This window comes from Burkholderia sp. E168m15, assembly GCF_016586105.1.
GTDB lineage: Bacteria > Pseudomonadota > Gammaproteobacteria > Burkholderiales > Burkholderiaceae > Burkholderia > Burkholderia orbicola.
The window spans coordinates 1-25,814 of the sequence record NZ_BCPO01000009.1; the positions used below are offsets into that span (position 1 = coordinate 1).

27 protein-coding genes, 1 tRNA gene and 2 pseudogenes are annotated in these 25,814 nt (G+C 68.6%); 15 read left to right on the forward strand and 15 right to left on the reverse strand.

Annotation, left to right across the window (positions count from 1 at the left end):
- The coding region (locus JMF86_RS01005; RefSeq protein WP_201316681.1) for an MFS transporter at positions 1-481 on the reverse strand (481 nt) is incomplete at its 3' end.
- Between the two features lie 187 nt (positions 482-668).
- Here JMF86_RS01005 and JMF86_RS01010 point away from each other — a divergent pair.
- The 3 genes from JMF86_RS01010 (at position 669) to JMF86_RS01020 (ending at position 3,380) form a co-directional block, all read left to right on the forward strand.
- Positions 669-1,328, forward strand: a complete 660-nt coding sequence (locus tag JMF86_RS01010) for a HugZ family protein (RefSeq protein WP_054928250.1) — start codon at positions 669-671, stop codon at positions 1,326-1,328.
- A gap of 357 nt (positions 1,329-1,685) precedes the next feature.
- Complete coding sequence (locus JMF86_RS01015; RefSeq protein ID WP_006491875.1) at positions 1,686-1,979, forward strand: H-NS family nucleoid-associated regulatory protein; 294 nt, start codon at positions 1,686-1,688, stop codon at positions 1,977-1,979.
- 243 nt (positions 1,980-2,222) lie between these two features.
- Entirely contained in the window at positions 2,223-3,380 is a 1,158-nt protein-coding gene (locus tag JMF86_RS01020) for a cation diffusion facilitator family transporter (RefSeq protein WP_175809421.1), read from the forward strand.
- 70 nt (positions 3,381-3,450) lie between these two features.
- On the opposite strand, the gene JMF86_RS01025 is transcribed toward JMF86_RS01020, so the two are convergent.
- The 3 genes from JMF86_RS01025 to JMF86_RS01035 form a co-directional block, all read right to left on the reverse strand.
- Positions 3,451-3,921 carry an Lrp/AsnC family transcriptional regulator gene (locus JMF86_RS01025; RefSeq protein ID WP_006477376.1) on the reverse strand — a complete coding sequence of 157 codons (471 nt, stop codon included), beginning with the start codon at positions 3,919-3,921 and terminating at the stop codon, positions 3,451-3,453.
- A 79-nt stretch (positions 3,922-4,000) separates the two neighbouring features.
- Positions 4,001-4,660, reverse strand: a complete 660-nt coding sequence (locus JMF86_RS01030) for an exonuclease (protein ID WP_175809419.1) — start codon at positions 4,658-4,660, stop codon at positions 4,001-4,003.
- On the reverse strand, positions 4,657-5,301 hold the full coding sequence (locus JMF86_RS01035) for an MBL fold metallo-hydrolase (RefSeq protein ID WP_077179978.1): 645 nt from the start codon (positions 5,299-5,301) through the stop codon (positions 4,657-4,659). The genes JMF86_RS01030 and JMF86_RS01035 overlap by 4 nt, the downstream gene beginning before the upstream one ends.
- Before the next feature lie 655 nt (positions 5,302-5,956).
- Between JMF86_RS01035 and JMF86_RS01040 the strand changes: the two genes are divergently transcribed.
- On the forward strand, positions 5,957-6,568 hold the full coding sequence (locus tag JMF86_RS01040) for a septal ring lytic transglycosylase RlpA family protein (RefSeq protein WP_012327720.1): 612 nt from the start codon (positions 5,957-5,959) through the stop codon (positions 6,566-6,568).
- 78 nt (positions 6,569-6,646) lie between these two features.
- Here JMF86_RS01040 and rsmI read toward each other — a convergent pair whose 3' ends face one another.
- On the reverse strand, positions 6,647-7,534 hold the full coding sequence (rsmI, locus tag JMF86_RS01045; RefSeq protein ID WP_175809483.1) for a 16S rRNA (cytidine(1402)-2'-O)-methyltransferase: 888 nt from the start codon (positions 7,532-7,534) through the stop codon (positions 6,647-6,649).
- Positions 7,535-7,580: 46 nt separating this feature from the next.
- Between rsmI and JMF86_RS01050 the strand changes: the two genes are divergently transcribed.
- The 5 genes from JMF86_RS01050 to JMF86_RS01070 all read left to right on the forward strand — a co-directional run bounded on the left by JMF86_RS01050 (position 7,581) and on the right by JMF86_RS01070 (position 10,041).
- Complete coding sequence (locus JMF86_RS01050; protein WP_175809485.1) at positions 7,581-8,009, forward strand: YraN family protein; 429 nt, start codon at positions 7,581-7,583, stop codon at positions 8,007-8,009.
- A 136-nt stretch (positions 8,010-8,145) separates the two neighbouring features.
- Positions 8,146-8,730: an SIS domain-containing protein gene (locus tag JMF86_RS01055; protein WP_175780737.1), complete on the forward strand. Its 585-nt coding sequence runs from the start codon at positions 8,146-8,148 to the stop codon at positions 8,728-8,730.
- A 17-nt stretch (positions 8,731-8,747) separates the two neighbouring features.
- Positions 8,748-9,548, forward strand: a complete 801-nt coding sequence (locus JMF86_RS01060; protein ID WP_012327725.1) for a BON domain-containing protein — start codon at positions 8,748-8,750, stop codon at positions 9,546-9,548.
- On the forward strand, positions 9,545-9,898 hold the full coding sequence (locus JMF86_RS01065; RefSeq protein WP_006477385.1) for a c-type cytochrome: 354 nt from the start codon (positions 9,545-9,547) through the stop codon (positions 9,896-9,898). Before JMF86_RS01060 ends, JMF86_RS01065 begins: the two co-directional genes overlap by 4 nt.
- Before the next feature lie 67 nt (positions 9,899-9,965).
- Positions 9,966-10,041: transfer RNA gene (locus tag JMF86_RS01070), tRNA-Ala, on the forward strand.
- Between the two features lie 88 nt (positions 10,042-10,129).
- Here the strand turns inward: JMF86_RS01070 and JMF86_RS01075 are convergent.
- The 4 genes and pseudogenes from JMF86_RS01075 to JMF86_RS01090 all read right to left on the reverse strand — a co-directional run bounded on the left by JMF86_RS01075 (position 10,130) and on the right by JMF86_RS01090 (position 14,534).
- Positions 10,130-10,453, reverse strand: a complete 324-nt coding sequence (locus JMF86_RS01075) for a hypothetical protein (RefSeq protein WP_236592994.1) — start codon at positions 10,451-10,453, stop codon at positions 10,130-10,132.
- A 91-nt stretch (positions 10,454-10,544) separates the two neighbouring features.
- Positions 10,545-11,942 carry an enolase C-terminal domain-like protein gene (locus tag JMF86_RS01080; protein WP_175804381.1) on the reverse strand — a complete coding sequence of 466 codons (1,398 nt, stop codon included), beginning with the start codon at positions 11,940-11,942 and terminating at the stop codon, positions 10,545-10,547.
- A gap of 62 nt (positions 11,943-12,004) precedes the next feature.
- Positions 12,005-13,393 (reverse strand): annotated as a pseudogene (locus JMF86_RS01085) (MFS transporter); the annotation flags it as partial.
- 163 nt (positions 13,394-13,556) lie between these two features.
- Complete coding sequence (locus JMF86_RS01090) at positions 13,557-14,534, reverse strand: LysR family transcriptional regulator (protein WP_054928255.1); 978 nt, start codon at positions 14,532-14,534, stop codon at positions 13,557-13,559.
- A 40-nt stretch (positions 14,535-14,574) separates the two neighbouring features.
- On the opposite strand from JMF86_RS01090, the gene JMF86_RS01095 reads away from it, so the two are divergent.
- The 3 genes from JMF86_RS01095 to JMF86_RS01105 all read left to right on the forward strand — a co-directional run bounded on the left by JMF86_RS01095 (position 14,575) and on the right by JMF86_RS01105 (position 17,418).
- Positions 14,575-15,306, forward strand: a complete 732-nt coding sequence (locus JMF86_RS01095; RefSeq protein WP_175809479.1) for a glutathione S-transferase family protein — start codon at positions 14,575-14,577, stop codon at positions 15,304-15,306.
- Between the two features lie 126 nt (positions 15,307-15,432).
- Positions 15,433-16,065 carry a DUF2239 family protein gene (locus tag JMF86_RS01100; protein ID WP_175809477.1) on the forward strand — a complete coding sequence of 211 codons (633 nt, stop codon included), beginning with the start codon at positions 15,433-15,435 and terminating at the stop codon, positions 16,063-16,065.
- A gap of 15 nt (positions 16,066-16,080) precedes the next feature.
- Positions 16,081-17,418, forward strand: a complete 1,338-nt coding sequence (locus tag JMF86_RS01105) for a carotenoid oxygenase family protein (protein ID WP_175809474.1) — start codon at positions 16,081-16,083, stop codon at positions 17,416-17,418.
- Positions 17,419-17,431: 13 nt separating this feature from the next.
- Here JMF86_RS01105 and JMF86_RS01110 read toward each other — a convergent pair whose 3' ends face one another.
- Genes JMF86_RS01110 through JMF86_RS01125 form a run of 4 tightly spaced genes read right to left on the reverse strand, consistent with a single transcriptional unit; the run spans position 17,432 to position 21,696 of the window.
- On the reverse strand, positions 17,432-18,598 hold the full coding sequence (locus JMF86_RS01110; RefSeq protein ID WP_012327733.1) for an ABC transporter permease: 1,167 nt from the start codon (positions 18,596-18,598) through the stop codon (positions 17,432-17,434).
- A gap of 12 nt (positions 18,599-18,610) precedes the next feature.
- Positions 18,611-19,765 carry an ABC transporter permease gene (locus tag JMF86_RS01115; protein WP_053525291.1) on the reverse strand — a complete coding sequence of 385 codons (1,155 nt, stop codon included), beginning with the start codon at positions 19,763-19,765 and terminating at the stop codon, positions 18,611-18,613.
- 21 nt (positions 19,766-19,786) lie between these two features.
- Positions 19,787-20,485 (reverse strand): ABC transporter ATP-binding protein, encoded by a 699-nt coding sequence (locus JMF86_RS01120; RefSeq protein WP_175809469.1) that lies wholly within the window; start codon positions 20,483-20,485, stop codon positions 19,787-19,789.
- Between the two features lie 5 nt (positions 20,486-20,490).
- A complete protein-coding gene (locus tag JMF86_RS01125) occupies positions 20,491-21,696 on the reverse strand; it encodes an efflux RND transporter periplasmic adaptor subunit (RefSeq protein ID WP_175809467.1) in 1,206 nt (401 codons plus the stop codon).
- 360 nt (positions 21,697-22,056) lie between these two features.
- Between JMF86_RS01125 and JMF86_RS01130 the strand changes: the two genes are divergently transcribed.
- Positions 22,057-22,290 (forward strand): hypothetical protein, encoded by a 234-nt coding sequence (locus JMF86_RS01130; RefSeq protein ID WP_023477920.1) that lies wholly within the window; start codon positions 22,057-22,059, stop codon positions 22,288-22,290.
- 79 nt (positions 22,291-22,369) lie between these two features.
- On the opposite strand, the gene JMF86_RS01135 is transcribed toward JMF86_RS01130, so the two are convergent.
- Positions 22,370-23,149, reverse strand: coding sequence for a Mut7-C RNAse domain-containing protein (locus tag JMF86_RS01135; protein ID WP_175809464.1), 780 nt, complete (start codon positions 23,147-23,149; stop codon positions 22,370-22,372).
- Between JMF86_RS01135 and JMF86_RS01140 the strand changes: the two genes are divergently transcribed.
- Both JMF86_RS01140 and JMF86_RS01145 read left to right on the forward strand, forming a co-directional pair.
- On the forward strand, positions 23,039-24,130 hold the full coding sequence (locus JMF86_RS01140) for an NAD(P)-dependent oxidoreductase (protein WP_268905808.1): 1,092 nt from the start codon (positions 23,039-23,041) through the stop codon (positions 24,128-24,130). The two genes, JMF86_RS01135 and JMF86_RS01140, sit on opposite strands and share 111 nt — an antisense overlap.
- An 84-nt stretch (positions 24,131-24,214) precedes the next feature.
- Complete coding sequence (locus tag JMF86_RS01145) at positions 24,215-24,850, forward strand: LysE family translocator (RefSeq protein ID WP_175809462.1); 636 nt, start codon at positions 24,215-24,217, stop codon at positions 24,848-24,850.
- A 131-nt stretch (positions 24,851-24,981) separates the two neighbouring features.
- On the opposite strand, the pseudogene JMF86_RS01150 reads toward JMF86_RS01145, so the two are convergent.
- Positions 24,982-25,814: pseudogene (locus JMF86_RS01150) on the reverse strand (MFS transporter); the annotation flags it as partial.

Genomic DNA, 25,814 nt, shown 5'->3' on the forward strand with positions numbered 1-25,814 from the left:
TCCCGTGCAGCGACGACATGATCGGTTTGCCGAGCGCGATTTCGACCGCGCTGGCCTCGGCATTCATCGCGACGTCGAGCGTCGCCATCGAGAAGCCGAACAGCGCGAGCACCGCGAGCAGCATCCAGTAGTCGGGGACGACGAGGATCAGCGCCGCGCACGCGGACATCACGAGGCCGCCGGCGAGGCACGCGGTGCGCGAGCCGACGCGCGCGATCCAGCGCGCGATGCTCAGCATCGCGACGATCGACCCGCCGGCGACCGCGAACAGCGCGATCGACAGCAGCCCGGGGCTCAGCGCGAACTTGTCGCGCACGGTCGGCACGTGCACGCCCCACGACGCGTACATCATGCCGGCGACGAAGAACAGCGCCATCGACGCGGTGCGCGCGCGCTGGCGGGCCGGCAGCGGCAGGACGCGATGCGCGTCGGGCGGCGCGGCGAACGGGGACGACGATTCGGGGGAAGAGGATTGGGACACGGGAAGGCTCGTCAGGAAAATGCACGGGCGCACGCGGCGCCCGTCGGATGGGTCCGATTCTATCGAACCGCTTACGTTCCTGCCGCGCGCTGGCCGTTCGGCCGATGCGCGGCGCGCGGCGCCAGCGGGTAACATCAACGCGCATGCGGCATGCCCGACGCGCCGCCTTTCGACCGCAGGAGTCCGCTTGAACATCGATCCCGCCTTCGCCCTGCATCTGCTGCATCGCTGCGCGCTCGGCACGCTCGCCACCCATACGCGCGAGCCGCAGGGCTTTCCGTATCCGACCGTCGTGCCGTTTGCACCCGATGCAAGCCATCGGCCGGTGATCCTGGTGAGCGGCCTGGCCGAGCACACGCGCAATCTCGTTGCCGATCCGCGCGCGGGTTTCCTCGTCGTCGACGCAAGCGACGGCGATGTCCTGAACGCCGAGCGCGCGACGCTGCTGGGCCGGTTCGTGCCGCTCGGCGACGATCCGCACGTCACCGCGCGCTACCTGCGCTACGAGCCGGACGCCGCGCGCTATCTCGCGCTCGGCGATTTCGCGTTCTGGGCGCTCGAGATCGAGCGGCTGCGCTATATCGGCGGGTTCGGGCGAATGGGCTGGGTCGACGGCACGCAGCTCGATACGCTGCCGCCGCTCGCGTTCGACGACGAACAGGCGCTGTGGCACGCCTACGAGGCGGGCGATGCACACCGCGACGGGCTCGACCTGCTCGGCGTCGATCGCCATGGCGCCGACTGGCGATGCGACGGTCGCCGGGTGCGCACGCCGTTCGAGTCGCCATCGGCCGATACCGGTGCATTGCGCGAGCGGCTGATCGCCAGCGCAAAGGATGTGACGTGACGTCGCGGGTCAGCGATTTGTCCGTTTAGCAAACCGCGTCATGTGGTTTTCGCAAAACTGTCGTCCGATGAAAGCTTTGATTTTTTCGAATGCAGGGTAATTGCGTATGTTGATAGACCTAATAGCCAATCGCTAATGTCCTAATCTCTATGTAGGAGCGTGAAAATTTGAGAAAAGGCCGCGTCCGGTCAAAATGACATGTGCGAATTACAATCGGTCTCGGGATTTTCGTGAATCTCGCTTCTATCAAATCTTTTTTGTGCTAATCTCTGCCTTCGAAAATCCGAGGCACATATATTTCATGGAATGGTGAGCTGGCTGCAGACCGGCGCCATTGGTCAGATAGAAAGGGAAACTATGTCTTCTTACAAGGACCTGCTGGCCCAGCGGGAGAAGCTGGAGAAGCAAATCGAAGAAGCGAAGTCGCGTGAATACGCTGAAGTGCTGAATGACGTGAAGCAGAAAATTGCCGACTACGGCTTTTCGCTCGCCGAACTCGGTCTCAGCCGCGCGAAGGCCGGCAAGGTCGGTCGTCCGCGCGCAGGCGTGGCGGCAAAGTACCGCGATCCGGAAACGGGCGCGACGTGGTCGGGTCGTGGCAAGCCGCCGCGCTGGATCGCAGGCAAGAACCGCGAGCAGTTCGCGATTTAAACGTTCGTTTAGGTTGCCCGCTCTTCAAAAGAGCCGCGTGTCCGTCGAGGAGCGCGGCTTTTTTGTTTTCCGGTCACCGGCAGGCTCGTCGGCATCGTCATGAAAATGTAAGCATGCCGTGTGAATGAAAATGCGACACGTTCGTATAAGCGATTGATTTAAATGAGAAATTTTTGGGTATTGGAAGGGCTTGCGCGGCGGCTTTGATAGAATTGCGTACCGCACACCGATATTTCATATTTCATGTCCACGTTTTCCGGCGACGCGCAGGGCGCAGATAAGCACGCAGTTGCGCGCAAGAGCACGCTCGTCAGTATTGTCCTGAATGTCGTGCTTGCGACATTTCAGATTGCCGTCGGCGTGATTGCGCATTCGCAGGCATTGATTGCCGACGGCGTGCATTCGATTTCCGATTTGATCTCGGATTTTGTCGTGCTGGTTGCGAATCGGCATAGCGGCGCATCGCCGGATGCCGACCACAATTACGGCCATAGCCGCTACGAGACGGTCGCGTCGCTGTTTCTCGGCGCGATCCTGATTGCGGTTGGTATCGGCATGCTCTGGCGTGCCGGCGATCGTCTCGTTAATCTCGAAAACATTCCGGCCGTGCATTTTTCCGCGCTGATCGTTGCGCTGACGGTGCTCGTGTCGAAGGAAGCGCTGTTTCGCTACATGCTGCGCGAAGCACGGCGCGTGCGTTCGGCGATGCTGGTCGCCAACGCGTGGCATGCGCGTTCGGATGCCGCGTCGTCGCTCGTCGTCGCGATCGGCATCGTCGGCAGCCTGGCCGGCGTGCGATTGCTCGACCCGATCGCGGCGGCCATCGTCGGCTTCATGGTCGCGCGCATGGGGTGGACGTTCGGCTATGACGCGTTGCAGGACCTCTCCGACCGCGCGCTCGATACGGCCGACACGGCCGAGATCCGCGCGCTGCTCGCCGCGACGCCCGGCGTGCGCGACGTGCACGACCTGCGCACGCGCAAGATGGGCGATGCCGCGCTCGTCGATGCGCACATCCTCGTCGATCCGAAGATCTCCGTCTCCGAAGGGCATTACATCGCCGAGACCGCGCGGGCGCGTGTGTTGTCCGACCCGCGCGTGCTCGATGCGTTGATCCACGTCGACCCGGAGAACGATGCGGCGCGCCGTCCGGCGCTCGCGTTGCCGCCGCGCGGCGAGCTCGCGGCGCGGCTCGAGGCCGCGCTCGCGCAGCGCGGGCTGCGCGCGGCGGCGATCAACCTGCATTACCTGAGTACGGGGCTCGAGGTCGACGTGACGCTCGACAGCGATCCGCGCGACACCGATGCGGCGCTGACCGGCCGGCTCGACATCGATACGCTGAAGCGCGAGTTCGGCGCGCGCCGGATCAGCTTCACGCGCACGTTGTCCGCGCGGACGTGACCGGCAGCGCCAGCCGGCAACCGCCGCCGGCAACCGCGAACGCGGCCCGCCGCAGGGGCCGGGCCGCGGCTTACAGCGGCAATTGCGTGTCGAACTTGATTTCGCGCAGCACGACGCTCGTGCGCACCTGCGACACGGCCGGGATCTTGAAGATGCGTTCGTGCAGGAACACGTCGTAGGCCTTGATGTCCGGCGCGACGATCTTGAGGATGTAATCGGCTTCGCCGGTGGTGCTGTAGCACTCGGTGACTTCCGGACAGGTGGCGATCTCGCGCTCGAACTGCTCGACGCCGCCTTCGTTGTGGCGCGTCAGGTGCACGTGCGCGAGCGCGCAGACGTGCAGGCCGAGCTTCTCGCGATCGAGCAGCGCCGTGTAGCGCTGGATCACGCCCGACTGTTCCATGTCCTTGATGCGGCGCCAGCACGGCGTGCTCGACAGCCCGACCTGGTCGGAGATTTCCTGAACGGAACGGCGCGCGTCGAGCTGCAACAGGCGAAGGATTTTTTGCGAAAAGGAATCGAGCGTCACCTGCGCCTCCATGCGGCAGCTACAACACGCTGAATGTTAGAGGGCCGGGAAAGGAAAGGCAATCTGGCGACGCGCCGTTGAGCGAGATTCGCTAATTTGCTCGCGGATCCGTGGGATTTTGTCCCGCCCCCCCGCTTTCCGACCGATCGGTATCCGACACGGCCAGGCCCGCGAGCGCGGCTTGCTGCCGGCGCAGATCGGCGAGCATGTTGCAGAACAGCGCGCCTTGCTCGATCGCGTCGTCGAGCGCGACGTGCGTGTGCGGATGGTCGTCGAACCAGTGCTTCGGAAAGCGCGGCTTGATCGCCTTGCGGTACGGCAGGCCGGTCATCGCGAACGCGAGCGTCTTGATGTCGAGCGCGGACCACGAGAACGGGCAGCGCCCCGCGAAGCGCATCATGTACCAGAACATGAACGTGAAATCGAAGCCGGCCGGCATCGCGACGAATACCGGCTTGCCGGGCAGCGCCTCGACCCATTCGACGTAGGCGACCAGCGCCGCCTCGGGCGCCTGCAGATCGCGCCGGCAGGCGGCCCAGGCTTCCGGCTCGGTCTTCCACCAGGCTTCCTGCACCGGGTGCGCGTGCGCGCCGGGCAGCGTCTCGAGGTTCGCCGAGAACGTCGCGATCAGCTGCTTGTCCTCGGTATAGGCGGCCGACGCGAAGCTCAGCATCGAGTGCGGGCCGGGAATCGGGCCGTCGGCCTCGACGTCGGTGCTGACGTAAATTTCCGGGATGGCGGTCTGGTTCATCCGAATACCTTGTCGGACACGAACGGATTCGTGCGGCGCTCGTCGCCGAACGTCGACACCGGGCCATGGCCGGGCACGAACGTGACGTCGTCGCCGAGCGGCCACAGTTTTTCCTTGATCGAACGGACGAGATCCTCGTGATTGCCGCGCGGGAAATCGGTCCGGCCGATCGAGCCTGCGAACAGCACGTCGCCGACGATCGCGACGCGATGCGCGCGGCTGAAGAACACGACGTGGCCGGGCGTGTGGCCCGGACAGTGATAGACCTCGAGCGTCTCGTCGCCGAACTGCACGGTGTCGCCGTCGTTCAGCCACTGGTCGGGCTCGAAGACGTCGGCGGCCGGAAAGCCGAAGCGCTCGCTCTGCATCGGCAGCTTCTCGATCCAGAAGCGCTCTTCTTCCTGCGGCCCCTCGATCGGCACGCCGTAGTGCGTCGCGAGCGTCTTCGCGCCCGCGCAGTGGTCGATGTGCCCGTGCGTGAGCAGCACCTTTTCGACCTGCACGTTCTGCCGCGCGACTTCCTGTTCGATGCGGTCGAGATCGCCGCCCGGATCGACGACGGCGGCGCGGCCCGTCTTCTCGCAGACGAGCAGCGAGCAGTTCTGCTGGAACGGCGTGACCGGAATGAGCGTGACTTTCATGGGTGCACCGGCGGCTAAAAGGAGCGATTGTACCGGTCGCGCGTACGGGCTGCCGGGCGTGCGATGCATGCGGCGGCGTGCCGATCAGGGCATTCCCGGAGCATGCCGATTGTTACAGTCATAGAGAGAATCAATGGTGCGCCCGGGGTGCTTTTCGAGACAAGGTTTTGATTTATGTATAATGCGCTCCATTGCACGTGAATTTCACGCAATTCGCTGGTGTTTCGGCCCCGTTAAACGAGGCGTTCGATTCACCGTCAAGCATCAGCCGCCGGGGAGTCCGGCGGTGTATCCAGCACCGAACATTCGGTGCTCACGTCTTGTCCGGCCGGGTGCTGCGCGCCCGCCTGCGGCCCTGCTGCCGCGCCGCCGGATGAGGCCTGTGCCGCCGTTCCTGTGCGTTGGTCGTAGCGACGCGCGCGAACGTGAAGCCATGTTCGATGGCGGCATGTGGGGTCTGGTCAGGCTGTTGGGGACAGGTTGCGCCAGACGTGAAAGCTAATCAGGACGGTTGCGGCCAGGACGAAGGCCGCGCCCATGCTAGCCGCCTGCTCGCATTCGAGCGGGGCGTGCACGCATTTGCCGTCCGGGCCGCATCTCTGCGTTGTGAAGCAGCGTTGTATCGATGCGGCCCGAACCAGAAGGCGACACGTCGATGAATTTACGTTTTCCGAGCCGATTCGGAACCATTGCATTGTTTTTTGCGCTGACGGGCTGTGCGGTGCCATCCAGCCAGACCACCGGCAGCGTGAACCAGAAGAAGGCCGTCGACAAGACGGCCGCCGCCGCGAAGGCGGACGACGACAAGCAGCCGCTCAGTTTCGATTCCGCGCTGGCATCGATGCCGGCCGCCGACAGCAAGGACGCGAAGAAGTCGTCGCTGGCGGACGCCGAGCCGATCGACGGCAAGGATGTGTCCGAGTTCCGCCAGAGCGGCCGCGCATCGTGGTACGGGCGGGATTTCCACGGCCGCCGCACCGCGAACGGCGAACGCTTCAATATGAACGCGTTCACCGCCGCGCACCGCACGCTGCCGCTGTCGTCGTACATCAAGGTGACGAACGCCTCGACCGGCAAGTGGGTCGTCGTGAAGGTCAACGACCGCGGGCCGTTCAAGCGCGGCCGCGTGCTCGACCTGTCCTATGCGGCGGCCAAGGTGATCGGTCTCGTGCACGCCGGCACGGGCCGCGTGAAGATCGAAGGGCTGTCGCCGCAGGAAGCGCGCGAGGCCCGCGACGAAATGTTCGCGTCGATCTCGGCGAAGTAACCCGGCGGATCGTCCGTTCATGCGCAAAGGGCTGCCTTCCGGCAGCCCTTTGTCGTTTCCGCGCGGCGGCGTCGCGCGTCAGTCCTCCTTGCCTTCCTTCAGCACGAGCGCACGCGCATACAGCGTGTTGCGCGATGCGCCCGTCAGCGCGGCCGCGAGCTTCGCCGCGCTCTTCACCGGCACCTCTTCCAGCAGCAGCCTGAGCAGCGCGTCGTGCGCGGTGTCGTCGGCTTCGCCGCTGGCCGTCGGCGCGCCTTCGACCACCAGCACGAACTCGCCGCGCTGCCGGTTCGCATCGCCGGCGAGCCAGCTCTGTCCTTCGGCCAGGGTGCCCTGGAACAACTGCTCGTGTAGCTTGGTGAGCTCGCGCGCGATCAGCAGCCGGCGCGCGGGGCCGAACGCTTCGGCGAGCGCGGCGACGGTTTCGGCGATCCGGTGCGGCGCTTCGTAGAACACCAGCGCGTACGGGTGCGACACCAGCGCTTGCAGCGCGGTCGCGCGCTGTTTCGCCTTCGGCGGCAGGAAGCCCGCGAACGTGAACGCGCCGGCCCAGTCGCCGGCCACGCTCAGCGCGGTCACGGCCGCGCTCGCGCCAGGCAGCGGAACCACCGTGAAGCCGGCCGCGCGCACGGCGTCGACGAGGCGCGCGCCGGGGTCCGAGATGCCGGGCGTGCCGGCGTCCGACACGTAGGCCACGCGTTCGCCGCCGCGCAGCAGTTCGATCACGCGCTGCGCGGCTTCGCGTTCGTTGTGCTCGTGCACGGCGACGAGCGGTTTCGAGATCCCGTAGCGGGCGAGCAGCTGGCCCGTGTTGCGGGTGTCTTCGGCGGCGATGCGGTCGGCGAGGCCGAGCACGTGCAGCGCGCGCAGCGTGATGTCGGCCGTATTGCCGATCGGCGTGGCGACCACGTAGAGCGTGGCGTCCGGGTAGTGCTGCGTATGCGCGAGTTCGAGGAGGGCAGTCATGGCAGGCAATGCACGCAGTCGCGGCACGAACGGAACAAGGACGGCATTGTGCCACGCGGCGCCGGCGCGGCCGGAGGCGGCGCGCGGTCGGCCGCCTTCGGGCGACAACTTTTCCGGCGCGGCGCGATCCAAACCGGTCGGCGCGGCGTTCGAGCAACGCGCGCGGCAGTTTCTCGAGCGACATGGCCTCGGGTTCGTCGCCGCGAACGTGACGATGCGCGGCGGCGAGCTCGATCTCGTGATGCGCGAGCCTGACGGCATGCTCGTGTTCGTCGAAGTGCGCGCGCGGCGCAGTACCCGGCACGGCGGTGCGGCCGCGAGCGTCGGCTGGCGCAAGCGGCGGCGTCTGGTCGCGGCCGCGTTGCAGTTCTGGTCGCGGCATGGCGCCGGCGTCGCGTGCCGTTTCGATGTCGTCGCGTTCGAGGCCGGCCGGCTTGCATGGCTGCGCGACGCATTTCGTACCGACGATGCGTAGCCGCGAGCTGTGACGAGATGTAAAGAGTTCTTGCCGGACCCCCGGAGAGGGCGCCGGAGTACGGTAAACTCGCCGCACCCACGATGTCGCGCGAGTGGCGCCACGTTGTGCCACGCGCCCAGTTCACCAGGAATCGATGTCAGTCGAACGTATTCAGCAACAATTCCGCGACAGCGCCGCGCTTCACGCCGAAGCGGCCGACGCGCTGTCGCTGCCGATCGCAGCCGCGGTCGATGCGATGTTCGCCGCGCTGGCGAACGGCAACAAGATCGTCGCGTGCGGTGACGGCCCGTCGGCCGCCGCTGCGCAGTACCTCGCCGCGTCGCTCGTCGGCGGTTTCGAGCGCGAACGTCCGGGCCTGCCCGCGATCGCGCTGGCCACCGACGCGTCGCAGGCCGGCCTCGCGGGCGCGGCGGCGGCCGACCAGTTGTTCGCGCAGCAGGTGCGCGTGCTGGGCCAGACGGGCGACATCCTGCTGGTGCTCGACGCGGGCGGCGCATCGCCGCGCGTGCTCGCGGCGATCGACGAGGCGCACGAGCGCGAGATGACCGTCGTCGCATTGACGGGCGGCAACGACCACACGGTCGCGGCCGCGCTGTCCGACACCGATATCCCAATCAGCGTGCCCGCCGTTCGCGCGGCGCGCATCCACGAAGTCCATCTGCTGACCATCCACAGCCTGTGCGACGGCATCGACGCGATGCTGCTGGGTGAGGATTGAACGAAGGAGAGCCGTCGATGAATCAAAGCCGCGTCAAACAGACGCTCGTCAGAACCACGCTGCTCGCCGCGCTGACGGCGGGCCTCGCCGTGTCGCTGCAGGGTTGTGTGCTCGGGGTCGTGGGTGCGGCGGCCGGCGGCGGCGCGCTGATCGCGACCGATCGCCGGACGCTCGGCGCGCAGACGGAGGATCGCGAGATCCAGGTCAAGTCGCTCACGCAGATCAACAACGGGCTGCCGGACCAGTCGCACGTGAACGTGACGGTGTTCAACCGCCGCGTGCTGCTGACGGGCGAAGTGCCGAACGACGCGTCGAAGCAGCGCGCCGAGGAACTCGTGCGCGGCATCAACAACGTGAACGGCATCGTCAACGAGCTGTCGGTCGAGCCGGCGTCGTCGCTGTCGTCGCGCGCGAACGACTCGTACCTCGAAGGGCGCGTGAAGTCCGAGCTGATCGCGACGAAGGGCATCTCGGCGAACTACTACAAGGTCGTCAGCGAGCGCGGCAATCTCTACCTGATGGGCCTCGTGACGGTGGACGAAGGCAATCGCGGCGCGGAAGCCGCGAGCCAGGTGCCGGGCGTCGAGAAGGTCGTGAAGGTGTTCCAGTACGTGAAGCCGCAGGACGCGCAGGCGCTGCAGGACGCGTCGCCCGCGAGCGGCGCATCCGGCGCGCAGCCGGCTGCCGCACCGGCGGACAGCGCGACGGTCGGCGCGGTGCCCGACGCATCGGTGCAGTCCGCGCCGCTGCAGCCGCCCGCGCCGATCTCGAATTCGTCGAACGTGCATCCGGGCAATCCGAAGGCGAAGGCGCAATGACGGGCATGCAGATGAAACGATGGATGGTGCAGGGCGCCGCGGCTGCGGCGCTCGTGGCCGGCACGCTGGGCGCCGCGCACGCGGACGTCGGCGACGGCCTGAAAGTCGCGCGCAGCAACGCGTGCATGGGCTGCCACGCGGTCGATCGCAAGCTCGTGGGCCCGTCGTTCAAGGATATCGCCGCGCGCTACAAGTCCGATCCGCAGGCCGTCGCGAAGCTGTCGAAGAAGGTGAAGGACGGCGGCTCGGGTGTGTGGGGCGCGATTCCGATGCCGGCGCATCCGCGCATGAGCGACGCCGACGTCCGCTCGGTGGTCGAATGGGTGCTGGCCGGCGCGCCGTCAAAGTAAGGTTTCAGGGGCGATTCAACCCCCTATTGCCAAGCGCAGAAATGCGTGTGTATGATAGTTGACTGATGGGGCGGTAGCTCAGCTGGGAGAGCGTCGCGTTCGCAATGCGAAGGTCGGGAGTTCGATCCTCCTCCGCTCCACCAACGGAATTCGAAAGGCTCGATCGCTAGATCGGGCCTTTTTGTTTTTCCGCGGGACCTTGGCCGACGCGCTAGGTCGCCAACTCGTAAATCACCCTGAACGTCGGCACCGCCAACACGGCGAACCCGCCGTCATGACCGCGAGCACCGCGGTCCTCTTCCGCAGCAGCGCGCAGATGGCGATCGACAGCCCATAGAACGCGCAAGTCAGAATGATGATCCACCACAGCGCGGCATAACCCGCGCCGCCTTCGAAATTCGATACGTTCTGCGTGATCCGCGTCGCGACATACCCGGCAACGGTCATGCTCGCGGGCAGGCACAGTACCGAATACAGCACGAAGACGATGATCTGCCGCGGTGTCGGATCGGATGACGTCATGGAGGGCGTTCTGTTGCGGATGGACTGGGGCACCCGACCGTCCGCCACGCGGGCCGATCAAGGCAGCGGGCAGGATGCGACCGTTTCCCGCGTTTGGCAACCGCCACCGTCCCGCGACTCCACCCTAAACCCGCCCCAAACTCGGCCGCTTCGGATCATACGTCCACCCCGGCACCAGATAACGCATCGCGACCGCATCGTCGCGCGCCGTACCACCCACCGCGTTGTACAGCGCATGCGCGGCCTCGACCTGCGCCATGTCCAGCTCGATGCCGAGTCCCGGCCGTTCCGGCACGGCCACCTTGCCGCCGACGATCTCGAGCGGTTCGCGCGTGAGCCGCGCGTCGCCTTCCTGCCAGATCCAGTGCGTGTCGATCGCGGTGATCGTGCCGGGCGCGGCCGCCGCCGCATGCGTGAACATCGCGAGCGACACGTCGAAGTGGTTGTTCGAGTGCGAGCCCCACGTGAGCCCCCAGTCGCGGCACAGCTGCGCGAGCCGCACCGAGCCCTGCATCGTCCAGAAATGCGGATCGGCGAGCGGGATGTCGACCGCCTGCAGCCGCACCGCATGATCCATCTGCCGCCAGTCGGTCGCGATCATGTTGGTCGCGGTCGGAATCCCCGTCGCGCGGCGGAATTCGGCCATCACCTCGCGGCCCGAATAGCCGGCTTCCGGCCCGCACGGATCTTCCGCATACGCGAGCAGGTGGCCTTGCCCGCGGCACAGCGCGACGGCCTCGTCGAGCGACCACGCGCCGTTCGGGTCGAGCGTCGCGCGCGCGTCGGGAAAGCGCGTCTTGATCGCCGCGATCGCTTCCATCTCGTCGGCGCCGGCCATCACGCCGCCCTTCAGCTTGAAATCGGCGAAACCGTAGCGCTCGACCGCGGCTTCGGCCTGCCGCGCGATCGCGGCCGGCGTGAGCGCCGCCTCGTTGCGCAGCCGGAACCACGGGGCGCGCGCCTGCGCCTCGTCGCGATACGGCAGATCGGTGCGGCGCCGGTCGCCGATGTAGAACAAATACGCGAGCATCGGCACCGCATCGCGCTGCTGGCCTTCGCCGAGCAGTGCCGCGACCGGCACGTCGAGGTGCTGGCCGAGCAGGTCGAGCAACGCGGCTTCGATCGCGGTGATCACGTTGTCGAGCCGCAGGTTGATCTCGTGCGGCTGACGCAGTACCGCCGCCTCGCCGGCCGACGTCACTTCGTGGCGGATCGTGCGGCCGGCGCTGGCGCCCGCGCCGGACAGCGCCGCGCGCACCGCGTTGAGCGTCGCCTGGTAGCGCCCGATCGACTGGCCGACGACGAGATCCGTCATGCGCTCGAGCGCGTGGCGGATGCCTTCGCCGCCCGGCACTTCGCCGACGCCCGTGTGCCCGCTGCTGTCGTCGAGGATCACGAGGTTGCGCGTGAAGTACGGCGCATGTGCGCCGCACAGGTTGAGCAGCATGCTGTCGCGGCCGGCGACGGGAATCACCTGCATGCGCGTGACGCGCGGGGTGCCGGCACGGCTGGATTCGGACATCGGTTCGCTCCTGGTTCCGGTGGCGTGCGGGCCGCCGGGCGCGCCGGCGCGGCCCGCGCCGTTCATTGAAGCTCGACGCGGCGAATTTCGCCGACGACGAACAGGTAGCAGATCACGGCGACGAGCGCGTGCGCGACGACATAGACGAGCGCGCCGTTGAACGAGCCGCTGCGGTCGACGATATAGCCGATCGCGATCGGCGTCGTGATGCTGGAAAGATTGCCGCACGTGTTGAGCAGCGCGCCGCTCAGGCCGGCGATCTGGCGCGGCGCGGTGTCGGCGTTGACGGCCCAGCCGAGCGCGCCGAGCCCCTTGCCGAAGAACGACAGCGCCATGAACACCACGACGATCACGTGCGAATCGGTGTAGTTGCAGACGATCATCGACATCGACAGCAGCATGCCGATCACGATCGGCACCTTGCGCGCGACCGACAGCGACCGGCCCTGCCTGAGCAGCGCATCGGACACGACGCCGCCGAGAATCCCGCCGAGGAAGCCGCACACGGCCGGGATCGACGCGACGAGTCCCGCGTTGAGGATCGACATCCCGCGCGCCTGCACCAGATAGACGGGGAACCACGTGATGAAGAAGTAGGTGAGCGCGTTGATGCAGTACTGCGCGACGTACACGCCGACCAGCATCCGGTTTCTCAGCAGCGCCTTCACGTGACGCAGCGACGGGCCGCCGTCGCGTCCACCGGTCGACTGGTCGATGTTGACGAGCGCACCGCCTTCGGCGAGGTAGTCGAGTTCCGCGCGGTTGATGGTCGGGTGGTCCTTGGGGTCGTACATCGTGCGGTTCCACACCAGCACGAACGCGAAGCCGAGCACGCCCATCACCGCGAACACCGACTGCCAGCCGAACGCGTGCACGAGCCAGCCCATCAGCGGCGCGAACACGACGGTCGCCGCGTACTGTGCGGCGTTGAAGATCGCCGATGCGGTGCCGCGCTCGGGCGCCGGGAACCATGCGGACACGATCCGGCTGTTGGCCGGGAACGACGGCGCCTCGGCCGCGCCGACCAGGAAGCGCAGCCCGAACAGCAGCGCGAACGCGGCGGCGCCGCCGAAGAAGCCGATCCCGCCTTGCAGCAGCGTGAACAACGACCAGAAGAAGATGCTGAATGCGTAGACGATGCGCGACCCGAAGCGGTCGAGCAGCCAGCCGCCCGGCAATTGCGCGATCACGTACGACCAGCCGAACGCGGAGAAGATGAAGCCCATCTGCACGTGGCTCAGGTGCAGCGCGCGGGCGAGGCTCGGGCCGGCGATCGCGATCGCCGCGCGATCCGCGTAGTTGATCGTCGTGACCGCGAACAGGACGGCCAGCACCAGCCAGCGCACGCGGGTGCGCCGGGCCGTTGCCGACGCGGACGCCGGCAGCGCGTGAAGCGGATTCATGACTTGTCTCCTCCGAGGGGCGGAAGGCGCCGTCGTGCGGCAGGCGCGTCGGTGCGCGCGTTGTGTGTGTTGATGCCGCCGGCGGGAGGCCGGGCACCGGACGCCGAGGCAGGCGGGGCGTCCGGGCCATTCTGTCATGTCGAAATTTGCGCTTTCATGCCAATTGCTGACTTGATCGATTCAGCATTTGAATCGATCGGGCGAGATACGGTCACGCGTGCGGCTCGATCGTGCTGCCGCTGCCGTGATGGCGCGCCACGTGCTGCGCGAGAAACTCGACGGCGGCGCGCACGCCGGGCAGCTGGCCGCGTCGATGCGGCATCAGCAGCGTCGTCGTGACGGTGCCGGCGCACCAGCCGGGCAGCACGCGCACGAGCGCGCCGGACGCGAGCGCGGCGCCGGCGATCCAGTCGGGCAGGCACGCGAGGCCGAGGCCGGCCGTCGCGGCCTGTAGCAGCAGCGTCGATTCGTCGGCCTGCAGCCGCAGGCGAGGCGTCACGTCGACGGCATCGCCGCCGCGCTGCAGCCGCCACGGCTGCGGGCCCGGGTGGAGCCCGTCGTGCTGTGCGAGATCGGCCGGCGTGTCGGGCGTGCCGGCCCGCGCGAGATAGGCCGGCGCGGCCACGACGACGATCGGCGACGCCGCGAGCGGCCGTTGCACGATCGCGGAATCGGGCAGCGGCGCGAAATGGCTGCGTACCGCGATGTCGAAGCCTTCCTGCGCGATGTCGACGAGGTGGTCGCTCGCATGAATCTGCAGCAGCAGCTTCGGATGCGCGATCGCCAGCGCCGGCAGGCACGGCGCGAGGATGTGCTGCGCGACCGGTACCGAGCTCGTGATCCGCACGACGCCGGCCGGCTCGGCGGCCTGCCGCAGCACCGCGTCGCGCGCGCTGTCGGCCTCGATCACGGCGGCGCGCGCATGCTCGAAGAATTCGGCGCCGACCGGCGTGAGCCGGAAGCTGCGCGACGTGCGATGCACGAGCCGCGCGCCGAGCGTGCGTTCCAGCTCGGCCACGCGCTTGCTGACCGTCGATTTCGGCAGATCGAGCCGGCGCGCGGCCGCCGACATGCTGCCGGCCTCCACCGCCTGCACGAACAGGTAGAGATCGTTCAGATTCATTTCCAGCGTCCACATGGAGAAACGACGGGTTTCGATTTTAGCGGCTACTGCGCCATCGTTCGCCATGGGAGCATGACTGCTCGTTCAACTTCTGTGGAATTCCCCGATGTCCCCGATCCTTCTCTACGGTATTCCCGCCGGCTGCTCGTTCGGCTCGATCGTCGCGCTCGAATGGACCGGCCGCCCGTACCGGCTGTCGCGCATCACGATGCCGGGCGCCGTGACGAGCGACGCGTTCCTCGCGCTGAACCCGGTCGCTGAGACGCCGGCGTTCGTCACCGCGAACGGCGACGTGCTGACCGAAAGCATCGCGATCCTCGGCCATATCGGCGCGCAGGCGCTCGACAGCGGCCTCGCGTTTCGGCAGGGCAGCGCGGATTTCGACCGGCTGAACCGGATGCTGGCGTGGCTGAACACGACGTTCTTCAACGCGTTCGGCGCGCTGTGGTACGTGTACGAACACGACACCGAAGGCGCGGAGAAAGCGGCGTTGCAGGCGTACGGCCGCGGCAAGGTGCTGAAGGCGCACCGACAGCTCGAAGCGCTGCTCGAGCGCGGCGAAGGCCCGTGGCTGCTGGGCGCACGGCGCACGCTGGCCGACGCGTACTTCACGGGAATCGCGCGCTGGGCCGACTATCACGCGGTGTTCGAGCGCGATGCGTTCCCGTGCGTCGCCGCGCTGCGCGCGCGGCTTGCCGACGATGCCGGCGTGCGGTTCGCGCACGCGATCGAGGAGAACCTGCCGCCGCCGGCGTCTTCCGCGTTCGAAGGGCATGTGTCGCTCGACGACGCGCTGGCCAGCGCGCGCGGCATCCTGGCGTCGGCGCGGGCGGTGTGATCGGCAAGCCGGTCGCTCCACAGGACGGAACATGCTGGCGACAGTTTTTACCCGGATAATATTGACATCCAATTAATACCCGGATAAAAATAGCGTCATTCCGATTCCAGCCTGCGGGCGACCACGATGACCTCTTCCACACTCCTTCCTTCGTACACGGCCTTCGACGGCCACCGGCGGCTCGCATCGGGCCCGCTCGCGACGGTCGCGCTCGCGGTCCGGCAGGCGGCCGGCGCCGCGATGCCCGGTTCGATCCTGATCTTCGACGACGCGACGGGCCGCTCGATCGACCTCGACCTGCGCGGCACGGCGGACGACATCCGCGCGCGCTATGCGGCGCCATCGGACGATGCGTCGGGCGGCGTCGGCGAGCCGGCCGGCGCGGGCGCGGGCGAACAACGCGGCCGCGGCAGGCCGAAGCTCGGCGTCGTGTCGCGCGAGGTCACGCTGCTGCCGCGTCATTGGGAATGGCTCGGCGCGCAGCCGGGCGGCGCGTCGGTGGCGCTGCGCAAGCTCGTCGAGGACGCGCGGCGCACGCACGCGGCGGCCGACCGGCAGCGCGACGCGCAGGCGCGCGCGTACCACTTCATGTCGGCGATGGCGGGCGACCTGCCTGGTTTCGAGGAAGCCGCGCGGGCGCTGTATGCGAACGATCCGCCGCGGCTGGCCGAGCTGATCGCCGGCTGGCCCGACGACGTGCGCGACCATGCGCTTGCCCTGGCGCGCGGCGATCTGCCGCCGGTCGCCGAAGACTGCTGACGGAGCGCCGACGCGATGACCGTATTCGACCTCAACCGCGGCGCGCTCGCGCCGGTCGCCGACGAAGTGGACATCGTCGAGCTGCGCGTGACGGGCGCCATTCCGCGCGAACTCGACGGCACGTTGCTGCGCAACGGCCCGAACCCGCCGGGAGGCCGCTTCGAAGGCAACGACATGCTGTCGTGGTGGCCGGAGGCCGCGATGCTGCACGCGATCGCGTTCGACGACGGCCGCGCGGCCGGCTACCGGAACCGCTGGGCGCGCACCCGGCGCTGGGCGGCCGTCCACGCGCCCGGGCAAGTGCCGCATCTGCCCGACACCAATCCGAACGTGAACGTGCTGCAGCATGCGGGCGAATTGCTCGCGCTGGCCGAGGGCGGCGCGCCGCTCGCGATCACCGCCGCGCTCGATTCGTTCGGCGTGCCCGCGCGGCACGCGGGCTTCGACGGCGCGATGACCGCGCATCCGAAGGTCGACCCGGTAACCGGCGAGCTGATTATGTTCCGCGCGGACTGGCGCGCACCGTGGCTGCGCTACGGCGTCGTGGATGCGCAGGGCGTGCCGCGCGTCGATCTCGAGATCGAACTGGGCGCGCCGTCGATGATGCACGACCTCGCGATCACCGAAACCCGCAGCCTGCTGCTCGACCTGAACGTCGGCTACGACTTCTCGCTGCTGAAGCAGGGCCACCGGATGCCGCTGCGCTGGCACGATGATCGGCCCGCGCGCATCGGCGTGCTGCCGCGCCACGGCGGCGACGTGCGCTGGTTCGGCGTCGAGCCGTGCTTCATCCAGCACGTCGTGAACGCGTACGACTGCGACGCGTCGTGCCTCGTGCTCGACGCGGTGCGCTATCCGTCGTTCCTGCGGCTCGACGCGCGCACGGGCCGCTTCGCCGACAACCCGGTCGGCGAGCTGTGGCGCTACGTGATCGATACGGCGAACGGGCTGATCGACGAAGGGCCGCTCGCCGACGGCGGCATCGAGCTGCCGCGCATCAACGAAAGCCGCACCGGGCGCCGCTACCGTTATCTGTATGCGGTCGAGCAGCCGAACAACGCGGAAATGCGCGGCGTGATGCGTTTCGATCACGTGCGCGGCACGACGATGCACTACGCGGTGCCGGCCGGCGACCAGAACGGCGAGCCGGTGTTCGTGCCACGCCCGGGTGGCGCCGACGAGGACGATGGCTGGCTGCTGGTGATGGTCTACCGCGCGGCGACGGATACGAGCGACGTCGTGATCCTCGATGCGCGCGCGATCGACGCGGGACCGGTCGCGACCGTGCATCTGCCGCGCCGCGTGCCGGCCGGGTTCCACGGCGCGTGGGTGCCGCGCGAACGTCGAGCGTGAGCGGCGGCGCGCGTCACTGCGCGCGCAGCGCGTCGACGATCTTCAATCGCGCGGCGCGCATCGCCGGCAGGAACCCGCCGACGAGCCCCATCACGAGCGAGAACAGCAGCGTCTTCACGACGATCGCGGGCGTCAGCACGAAGCGGAACGACAGGTCCGAGAAAGTCTGGAAGTTGGTCGTCGAGAACGACGCGAACTGCATCAGCGACGCGCACGCGAGCCCCGCGACCCCGCCGACGAAGCCGAGCAGCAGCGCCTCCAGCAGGAACGCGGCGAGCACGTTGGTGCGCTTGAAGCCGAGCGCGCGCAGCGTGCCGATCTCGGCCACGCGGTTCGCGACCGACGCATACATCGTGATCATCGCGCCGATCATCGCGGCGATCGAGAAGATCGTCGACAGCGTGATGCCGAGGATGTTGATGAAGGTCGACAGCGCCTTCGACTGGTCGCCGTAGAAGGTCTGCTCGCGCTTCGCCTCGTCGGTCAGCCGCGGGTCGACGTCGATGTCGGCCTTGAAGCGCGCGAAGCCGTCGGCGCTCGGGATGCGCAGCACCATCGACGAATAGCTGGTGCGCCGGAACGACTGCATCAACTGGTCGACGTCGCCCCAGATCTCCGAATCGAAGCCGCTGCCGCCCGCATCGAAGATGCCGACGATGGTCCAGTCGCGCTGCGCGAAATGCAGGCGGTCGCCGAGCTGGGTGCCGCTGAAGCCTTTCGCGATCGCGCTGCCGACGACGATCTCCGACGAGCCGGGCGCGAACGGGCGGCCGGCCACGAGCTTCACGTGCGGCCGCAGCGCGAGGCCGGCCGGCGACACGCCGCGGATCACGACGTTCGACGGCTTGCCGGTCGACGTCTTCACGAGCGAGATCAGCACGACGGCTTCCTTCGACACGAGCGGCCGGCCGTCGGGGCCGAGCGCGACGGCCGGATGCATCTCCAGCGCATTGGCCTGCTGATGGTCGATCGAACTCTGGATCTCGGTCTCGGCGCCCTTGCGGATCACCACCGCGTTGTCGGGTTCGCCGGTCGACACGAGCGTTTTCGTGAGGCCCGCATCGAGCATCTGCACCGTCGCGAACACGAAGATCACGAGCGCCATCCCGCCCGCGGTGAGCGCGGTGGTCAGGCGCCGGGTCCACAGGTTGCGCGCGATGTAGGTGAGCGGGATCGCCATGCGCGCCTCTCTCTACCCGATCGCCCGCAGGCCTTCGACGACGCGCACGCGCGCCGCTTGCCACGCCGGCACGATTGCCGCCGCGAAGCCGACCGCGACCGAACACGCGGCCTGCAGCATGACCGTCTCGGTCGACACCTTGAACACCGGGAAGATCCCGCCGGCCGCCTGCTTGAACAGGCTCGCAGCGGGCGGCGTCGCGAGAATCCCGAGCCCGCCGCCGGCCACCGCGATCACGACCGATTCGCCGAACACGATCAGTGCGAGGAACCCGGGGCCGAAGCCGAGCGCCTTCAGCGTCGCGTATTCGGCCGTGCGTTCGCGCGCGCTCATCGCCATCGCGTTGGCCATCACGGCCATGATGATCAGGATCACCACGTACGACACCAGCCGGATCGCCGCGATGATCTGGTTCGACATCGCGACGAAGCCGAGCTGGAACGCCTGCTCGGTCTCCGTCAGCGTCTCGGCGAGCGAGTTCTTGAACACCGCGTCGACGTTGCGCGCGATCGACGCGCCGTCGTCGGGGTTAGCGACGCCCAGCACGAACACGCCGACCTGGTCGGCCTGCTTCGGCGTGCGCTTGCGCACCGTCTCGTTCAGGTAATCCCAGTGGAACACCAGTTGGCGCGTGATCGTCGAATCGTCGCGACCGTCGAGAATGCCGCGCACGACGAAATCCCACGTGCCCGGATAGATCGTGCCCTTCAGCGGAATCACGTCGCCGACCTTGAAGCCGAACTGCGTCGCGAGCTGGCGGCCGACGAGGCAGCCGCGGCGGTCGCGGGCGTAGTCGGCGCGCTGCGGCGCCGGCAGGATGAATTCCGGATACAGGTCGAGATAGTTGTCCGACACCGCGAAGCTCGCGAAGAAGTTCTTCGGGTCGCGATAGATGCCGCCGAACCAGTTCGAGCGCACCACGGCCGTCACGCCGTCCACGCCGCGGATGCGGTTCTCGTAGCTGACCGGCAGCGGAAACACCAGCGAGATCGCGTTGCGCGTGACGAGCCGGCCGCTGGACGCGGCCGCCGCGCCCGCGTACCACGCGTCGACGACGGTGTGCAGCAGCCCGAACGCGAGTACGGCGATCGTGAGCCCGAGCACGGTCAAGAGCGTGCGCAGCCGGTGCCGCAGCGCGTTGCGCGCGATCAGCTTCAGCACGAACATCGCGCGCGCTCCCGTCGCCGGTCAGCCGGCGTGCCCATCGATCAGCTCTCCTTTTTCCAGATGGACGAGCGAGCGCGCGGCGCCGGCCGCGTGCGCGTCGTGCGTCACCATGATGATCGTCTTGCCGAGCTCGGCGTTCATCCGCTGCAGCATCGCGAGCACGTCGGTGGCCGACGCGCGGTCGAGGTCGCCCGTCGGCTCGTCGGCGACGATCAGCACCGGATCGGTGATCAGCGCACGCGCGATCGCGACGCGCTGCTGCTGGCCGCCCGACAGCTCGGACGGGTAATGGCTCGTGCGATCGCCGAGATTCACCATGTCGAGCACGAGCTCGACGCGCTCGCGCCGCTCGCGGCGCGACAGCGGCGTAAGCATCAGAGGCAGCTCGACGTTCTCGAACGCGGTGAGCACGGGCATCAGGTTGTAGAACTGGAAGATGAAGCCGACGTTCGCGGCGCGCCATTCGGCCAGTTGCGCCTCGGCGAGTTGCGAGATGTCGAGGCCGCCGACCCGCAGCTCGCCGCTGTCGGGCCGGTCGATGCCGGCCACGAGGTTCAGCAGCGTGCTCTTGCCGGAGCCCGACGGCCCCATCAGCGCGACGAAGTCGCCTTCGCCGATGTCGAGCGAGATGTCGGTCAGCACCGGCACGATCTGGTTGCCGCGCCGGTACGACTTCGCGACGTGGCTGAGCTCGACGAGGGGCGGCGGGGTGGCGTTCACGCGCGCTACTTCTTCGCGACGGTCACGTTCGCGCCGTCCTTCAGCTTCGCGCCCGGCGCGAGCACGACCGTGTCGCCGGGCTTCACGCCGCGCACCGCGACGAGTTCGCCGATCCGCGCGCCCTTCGTCACGGCCACCGCATGCACGGCGTCGTCCTTCACGACGAACACGACCGGCCGGCCGTCGCGCTCGACCACGGCGCTCGCCTGCACGGCGGTCACCGGCTGCCGGTCCTGCGCTGTCGCGGGCTTCGACAGGAATGCGATCTTCGCGCTCATGTCGGGCAGCACGCGCTCGTCGCGATCGACGAAGCGCACCTTCACGAGCACGGTGGCCTTCGAGCGGTCGACGGTCGGCACGATGCGCGACACGCGGCCCGCGAAGCGCAGGTCGGGCAGCGCATCGAGCTGGATCTCGCACGGCTGCTCGGCGCGGATCTTCGCGATGTTCGATTCGGCGACGTCGGCCTCGACTTCGAGCGTCTCCATGTCGGCGATCGTCACGACCGCGCCCTTGCTGTCCGACGCGGACGAGAACGGCGTGATGTTGTCGCCGACGTTCGCATGCTTGGCGAGCACGATGCCGTCGAACGGCGCGCGGATCACCGTCTGGTCGACCGCGACCTGCGCGGCCTGCGCGTTCGCTTCGGCCGACACGATCGCGGCCTGGTCGCTATTGAACGTCGCGCGCGCCTTGTTCACGCGCGCCGTGTCGATATCGAGCTGCGCGGCCGGCACCGCGCCCTTCGGCGCGAGCGCGGACGTGCGGCGCAATGCGATCTCGGCGTCCTTCAGTTCGGCCTGCGCGACGCCGAGGTTGGCGCGGGAGACCTGCACCTGCGCGCGCGCCTGCGCAAGCGACGCCTGCACGTCGTCGCTTTCGAGGCGCGCGATGATCTCGTTCTGCTTCACGCGCGTGCCTTCGAGCACGCCGAGCCATTCGACGCGCCCCTGGCCCTTCGACGCGACCGCGGCCTTGCGCTGCGGCACGACGTAGCCGGTCGCATTGAGCTGCGTGTCGTTCTGGTACGGGTAGGCGGACGTGACGGACGTGGTGTCGACGGTCGGCCGGCCGGTGAGGGCGAGGCCGGCGCCGATCGCGATGACGATCAGCGCGGCGGCGACCGCGTAGCGGGCCCACCGGCGCCGGCGCGGCACCGGTGCGATCGGACGCCGGTCGATTTTCAGTTTGTCCAGATTGTGGTCGGGCAATTTGAGCGCCTCGAGACGGCGGCGGTCGTGTGACCGGCCGCGATCCGGTTTCCTGGGAAAGGGACGGATGGACGCCAGTATAAGCGTCGCCCCGGCGCCGCGCGAGCCGGTTTGCGGCATCGTGTGGCGGCGGCGCGTCCGGCCCGCGCGGGGCCGGCTGACGCACCCGCCCCCGGGGAAACCCGAGGATGCAAGCAACGTGTCAACTTGCCGCGAAGGCGGTGCGTTATGGAACCAGTGCGTCAGGTTTTGTCGCGACGGAACGGCGAAAGCCGGCCGCGCGGCCTGGGGCTCCGATGCGAATGCCTCGCATCTCTAATTACCGGTACGTTTGATTTTTTCTCCGCTAAAGGAAGAACAATGAAGAAGACGCTCGCTTCGATCATCGCCGCAGCATTCGCTCTCGCATCGGTTTCGGCATTCGCACAGGCGTCCGCGCCGGCAGCCGACACGCCGGCCGCCGCTTCGGCACCGGCCAAGAAGGATCACAGCAAGCCGAAGCACCAGCTGAAGCACCACGGTTCGAAGAAGGGCCAGGCGAAGGCTGCAGCCGCATCGGCCGCCGGCACCAACGACGCAGGCACGCAGAACTAAGCGGCTCACCGCCACGGCCGGCGTTGCCGGTCATCGGTCGGCCAACCCCGCATGCTCCGGCATGCGGGGTTTTGTTTTTTCAGGGGCCGGATTCGTCGGGTCCGCCCGCTCCGTCGCGCCGGACGGGCGATGGCGTGCGCATCGCGTCGACCACCGCGCGCATGCGCCGCCAGTGCGAACCTTCCCAGAACACGCGCCGGCACACGTCGCATGCGGCGAAGCGCCGGTGGCGCAGCCGGACGCCGGCCGGCACGCGCGGCGCGGCGGCCGCCGCGTCGAGCGGATGCAGCGGCGCGTTGCAGCGCAGGCACAGCCGGAACGGCCGCATGTGCGGCGCGAGATCGAGCCGCTCGAACAGTTCGCGCAACTGGTCGGCCGGCTGCAGCGCATGCAGGTAGCAGCCGCGCACGACCGCGCGCCGCTTGAGCAGCTCGCGGTCGCGCGTCAGCACGATCCGCTGCTCCCGCTCGGCCAGCGCCGCGAGTTCGTCGTCGCGGTAGTGGTTGTCGTAGCAGGTGTCGAAGCCGGTGAGGCGCAGCAGTTGCGCGAGGCCGCCGAGATGCGCGTCGGCGACGAAACGCCATGACGCCGCTGATAGTCCGGTTGCCCCGTCGGCCGCGGGCCGTGCGCGTTCGGGAAAGACTTCGACGCGGTCGCGGTCGTCGAGCGGCCGGTCGAGCGCGGCCGGCGCGTCGTTCACGTACAGCCGGCCGATTTCGGTATGCGGGACGCCGAGCGCCTCGATCGCATGCTTCACCGTCGCATCGCGGGCACACGCGTGTTCGAACGCCCGGTCGCGCTGCTGACGCGCGAGAAAGGCGTTCAGTTCGCCGTGAAAGCGGAAGGTCGCGGTCGCCATCCGTGCAGTCGCCATCCGTGCAGTATCGCACCGCGCCCGGCCGGCGGCAGGCGCTGCAGCGCGCCGGCATCTGTGTTTAACTCGCGGCTTCACGGAGCGAAGGAGCGGGACATGGATCTCGGGTTTATCGGGCTGGGCGAAATGGGGCAGGCGATCGCGACGAACCTGCTGAAGGCGGGCCACACGGTGCGGGTCTGGAACCGGTCGCGCGAGCGGGCCGAGCCGCTCGCGGCATTCGGCGCGCAGATCGTCGACACGCCGGCCGACGCGTTTCGCGGCGACGCCGTGTTCTCGATGCTCGGCGACGATGCGGCCGCGCGCGCGGTGTTCGACGACGCGCTGCTGGCCCAGGCGCCGCGCGGGCTGATCCACGTGAACATGGCGACGGTGTCGGTCGCGCTCGCCGAATCGCTCGCGCACGCGCATGCGTCGCGCGGCATCGACTATGTCGCCGCGCCGGTGATGGGGCGGCCCGACGTCGCGGCCGCCGCGCGCCTGACGATCATGGCGGGCGGCCCGGCCGAGGCGATCGACCGCGTGCAGCCGCTGTTCGACGCGATCGGCCAGAAGACCTGGCGCTTCGGCTCGCTGCCGCAGCACGCGAATGTCGCGAAGATCGCCGCGAACTTCACGCTCGCGTCGGCGATCGAGACGCTCGGCGAGGCGTCCGCGCTGCTCGGCGCGCACGGCGTCGCGATGCGCGATTTCCTCGACGTGATCACCAGCAGCGTGTTTCCGGGGCCCGTCTACGAAGGCTACGGCGCGATGATCGCCGAGCGGCGCTACGAGCCCGCGCGCTTCAAGGCGCGGCTCGGGCTGAAGGACGTCCGGCTCGCGCTGGAGGCCGGCGACGCGACGTCGGTGCCGCTGCCGGTGGCGAGCGTCGTGCGCGACAGCCTGCTCGACGCACTCGCGCACGGCGGCGGCGACCAGGATTTCGCGGTGCTCGGCGAGGTCGCGCTGCGCCGCGCCGGCCGCTGACACGCCATAGCAGCGCGACAAAAGCGCGATCCGCACGGCATAATCGGCGGTTCGTTTCCCCCTACATTTGAGGCAGAGGCAGTCATGAACTTGCATACGTGGTGGCTTTTCGTGGCGACGGTGTTCGTCGTATCGGCGATTCCGGGCCCGAACATGCTGCTCGTGATGACGCACGGCGCGCGGCACGGGTTGCGGCGCTCGTCCGCGACGATGGCCGGTTGCCTGAGCGCGCTGGTGCTGATGCTCGCGGTCTCCGCGGCGGGGCTCGGCGCGGTGCTCGAGGCATGGCCGGCGATGTTCAATACGTTGCGCTTCGCGGGCGCGGCCTACCTGGTCTATCTCGGCGTGAAGGCGTGGCGCGCCCGCGTGGACGACGTGTCGGCGGCCGACGTCGACGCCGTGTCGCAAGGGGCATCGGCCTCGCGCGCGGTGCTGTTCCGCAATGGCTTCCTGGTCGCGGGCAGCAACCCGAAGGCGATCCTGTTCGCGGCCGCGCTGCTGCCCCAGTTCATCAACGCGGCCGAGCCGACGCTGCCGCAGTTCGGCATCCTCGTCGTCACGTTCGCGGTGATCGAGGTGAGCTGGTATCTCGTGTACGCGTCGTTCGGCACGCGCATCGGCGCCACGCTGAAGAGCCAGAGCGTGGCGAAGGTGTTCAACCGGCTGACGGGCGGGCTGTTCGTCGGCTTCGGCGCGATGATGGCGCTGGTTCGGCACTGATTCCGGACCGAGCACGCGGTACCGGACGCCCCGTCCCTCGCGAGAGGGCGGGGCGTTCGGCTTTTTGGCGCCGATTCATCGTCGCTTCACCGCCGCTGGCATCACGCGCGCTCATGCCCGCTCATGTTTGCTCACGCACCCGGCCGATCCCACGCCGCCGCGCCGGCCCCGCGGCCGGCCATCAGCCCGAACACGGCCGCCGCACCGGCGAACGCGAACCCGACACCACACACCGCGCTCCAGCCGCCCCAGGCCCATGCACTGCCCGCGAGCGCCGCACCCAGCGCGCCGCCGACGAAGAACAGCCCGACGAACAGCCCGTTCAGGCGTCCGCGCGCGGCCGGGTTCAGCAGGTTGATCGCGCGGCGGCCGATCGTCTGGTCGACGATGACGCCCGCATCGAGCAGCGCCGCGCCGCCGGCCAGCAGCGCGAGCGCAACGCCGCGATGCGCGTGCGCATCGAAGCCGAACCAGCCGGCGCCGGCGACGCCGAGCACGACGAGCGCCGCGAGCATCGTGCCGTGCGCGAGCCGTTGCGCGGCCGGGCCGTGGCCGCGGTCGCCCGCGCGGCCGGCGAGCGGCGTGACGATCGCGCCGCTCGCGCCGGCGAACGCGAACAGCGCAATGCCGTGCAGGTCGAGCGCGAACGGCGGCTGCGCGAGCCGCAGCCCGACGGCGGTCCAGAACGCGCTGAACGCGGCCATCGCGAGCGCGGCCGATAGCACATGCCGGCGCAGCACCGGCTCGTCGGCGAGCAGGCGTCCCATCGACGCGAGCAACGCGCGGTAGCTGGCGGTGATCGACGGCGTACGCGCCGGCAGGCGCAGCGCGAGCACGACGGCGATCGCCGCGTCCGCGAGCGCGGCCAGCAGATAGAACGCCCGCCAGCCGGCCGAGCCCGCGATCAGGCTCGCGAGCGGCCGCGACAGCAGGATGCCGAGCATCAGCCCGCTCATCACGTTGC

Excerpts from the sequence above, each read along its gene's own strand:
- JMF86_RS01015 (WP_006491875.1), top strand. The coding sequence starts at position 1,686 with ATGTCTTCTTACAAGGACCTGCTGGCCCAGCGGGAGAAGCTGGAGAAG.
- JMF86_RS01020 (WP_175809421.1), top strand. The coding sequence starts at position 2,223 with ATGTCCACGTTTTCCGGCGACGCGCAGGGCGCAGATAAGCACGCAGTT.
- JMF86_RS01025 (WP_006477376.1), bottom strand. The coding sequence starts at position 3,921 with ATGGAGGCGCAGGTGACGCTCGATTCCTTTTCGCAAAAAATCCTTCGC.
- JMF86_RS01030 (WP_175809419.1), bottom strand. The coding sequence starts at position 4,660 with ATGAACCAGACCGCCATCCCGGAAATTTACGTCAGCACCGACGTCGAG.
- JMF86_RS01035 (WP_077179978.1), bottom strand. The coding sequence starts at position 5,301 with ATGAAAGTCACGCTCATTCCGGTCACGCCGTTCCAGCAGAACTGCTCG.
- JMF86_RS01040 (WP_012327720.1), top strand. The coding sequence starts at position 5,957 with ATGAATTTACGTTTTCCGAGCCGATTCGGAACCATTGCATTGTTTTTT.
- rsmI (WP_175809483.1), bottom strand. The coding sequence starts at position 7,534 with ATGACTGCCCTCCTCGAACTCGCGCATACGCAGCACTACCCGGACGCC.
- JMF86_RS01055 (WP_175780737.1), top strand. The coding sequence starts at position 8,146 with ATGTCAGTCGAACGTATTCAGCAACAATTCCGCGACAGCGCCGCGCTT.
- JMF86_RS01060 (WP_012327725.1), top strand. The coding sequence starts at position 8,748 with ATGAATCAAAGCCGCGTCAAACAGACGCTCGTCAGAACCACGCTGCTC.
- JMF86_RS01065 (WP_006477385.1), top strand. The coding sequence starts at position 9,545 with ATGACGGGCATGCAGATGAAACGATGGATGGTGCAGGGCGCCGCGGCT.
- JMF86_RS01080 (WP_175804381.1), bottom strand. The coding sequence starts at position 11,942 with ATGTCCGAATCCAGCCGTGCCGGCACCCCGCGCGTCACGCGCATGCAG.
- JMF86_RS01090 (WP_054928255.1), bottom strand. The coding sequence starts at position 14,534 with ATGGCGAACGATGGCGCAGTAGCCGCTAAAATCGAAACCCGTCGTTTC.
- JMF86_RS01095 (WP_175809479.1), top strand. The coding sequence starts at position 14,575 with ATGTCCCCGATCCTTCTCTACGGTATTCCCGCCGGCTGCTCGTTCGGC.
- JMF86_RS01100 (WP_175809477.1), top strand. The coding sequence starts at position 15,433 with ATGACCTCTTCCACACTCCTTCCTTCGTACACGGCCTTCGACGGCCAC.
- JMF86_RS01105 (WP_175809474.1), top strand. The coding sequence starts at position 16,081 with ATGACCGTATTCGACCTCAACCGCGGCGCGCTCGCGCCGGTCGCCGAC.
- JMF86_RS01110 (WP_012327733.1), bottom strand. The coding sequence starts at position 18,598 with ATGGCGATCCCGCTCACCTACATCGCGCGCAACCTGTGGACCCGGCGC.
- JMF86_RS01115 (WP_053525291.1), bottom strand. The coding sequence starts at position 19,765 with ATGTTCGTGCTGAAGCTGATCGCGCGCAACGCGCTGCGGCACCGGCTG.
- JMF86_RS01130 (WP_023477920.1), top strand. The coding sequence starts at position 22,057 with ATGAAGAAGACGCTCGCTTCGATCATCGCCGCAGCATTCGCTCTCGCA.
- JMF86_RS01140 (WP_268905808.1), top strand. The coding sequence starts at position 23,039 with ATGCTTCACCGTCGCATCGCGGGCACACGCGTGTTCGAACGCCCGGTC.
- JMF86_RS01135 (WP_175809464.1), bottom strand. The coding sequence starts at position 23,149 with ATGGCGACCGCGACCTTCCGCTTTCACGGCGAACTGAACGCCTTTCTC.
- JMF86_RS01145 (WP_175809462.1), top strand. The coding sequence starts at position 24,215 with ATGAACTTGCATACGTGGTGGCTTTTCGTGGCGACGGTGTTCGTCGTA.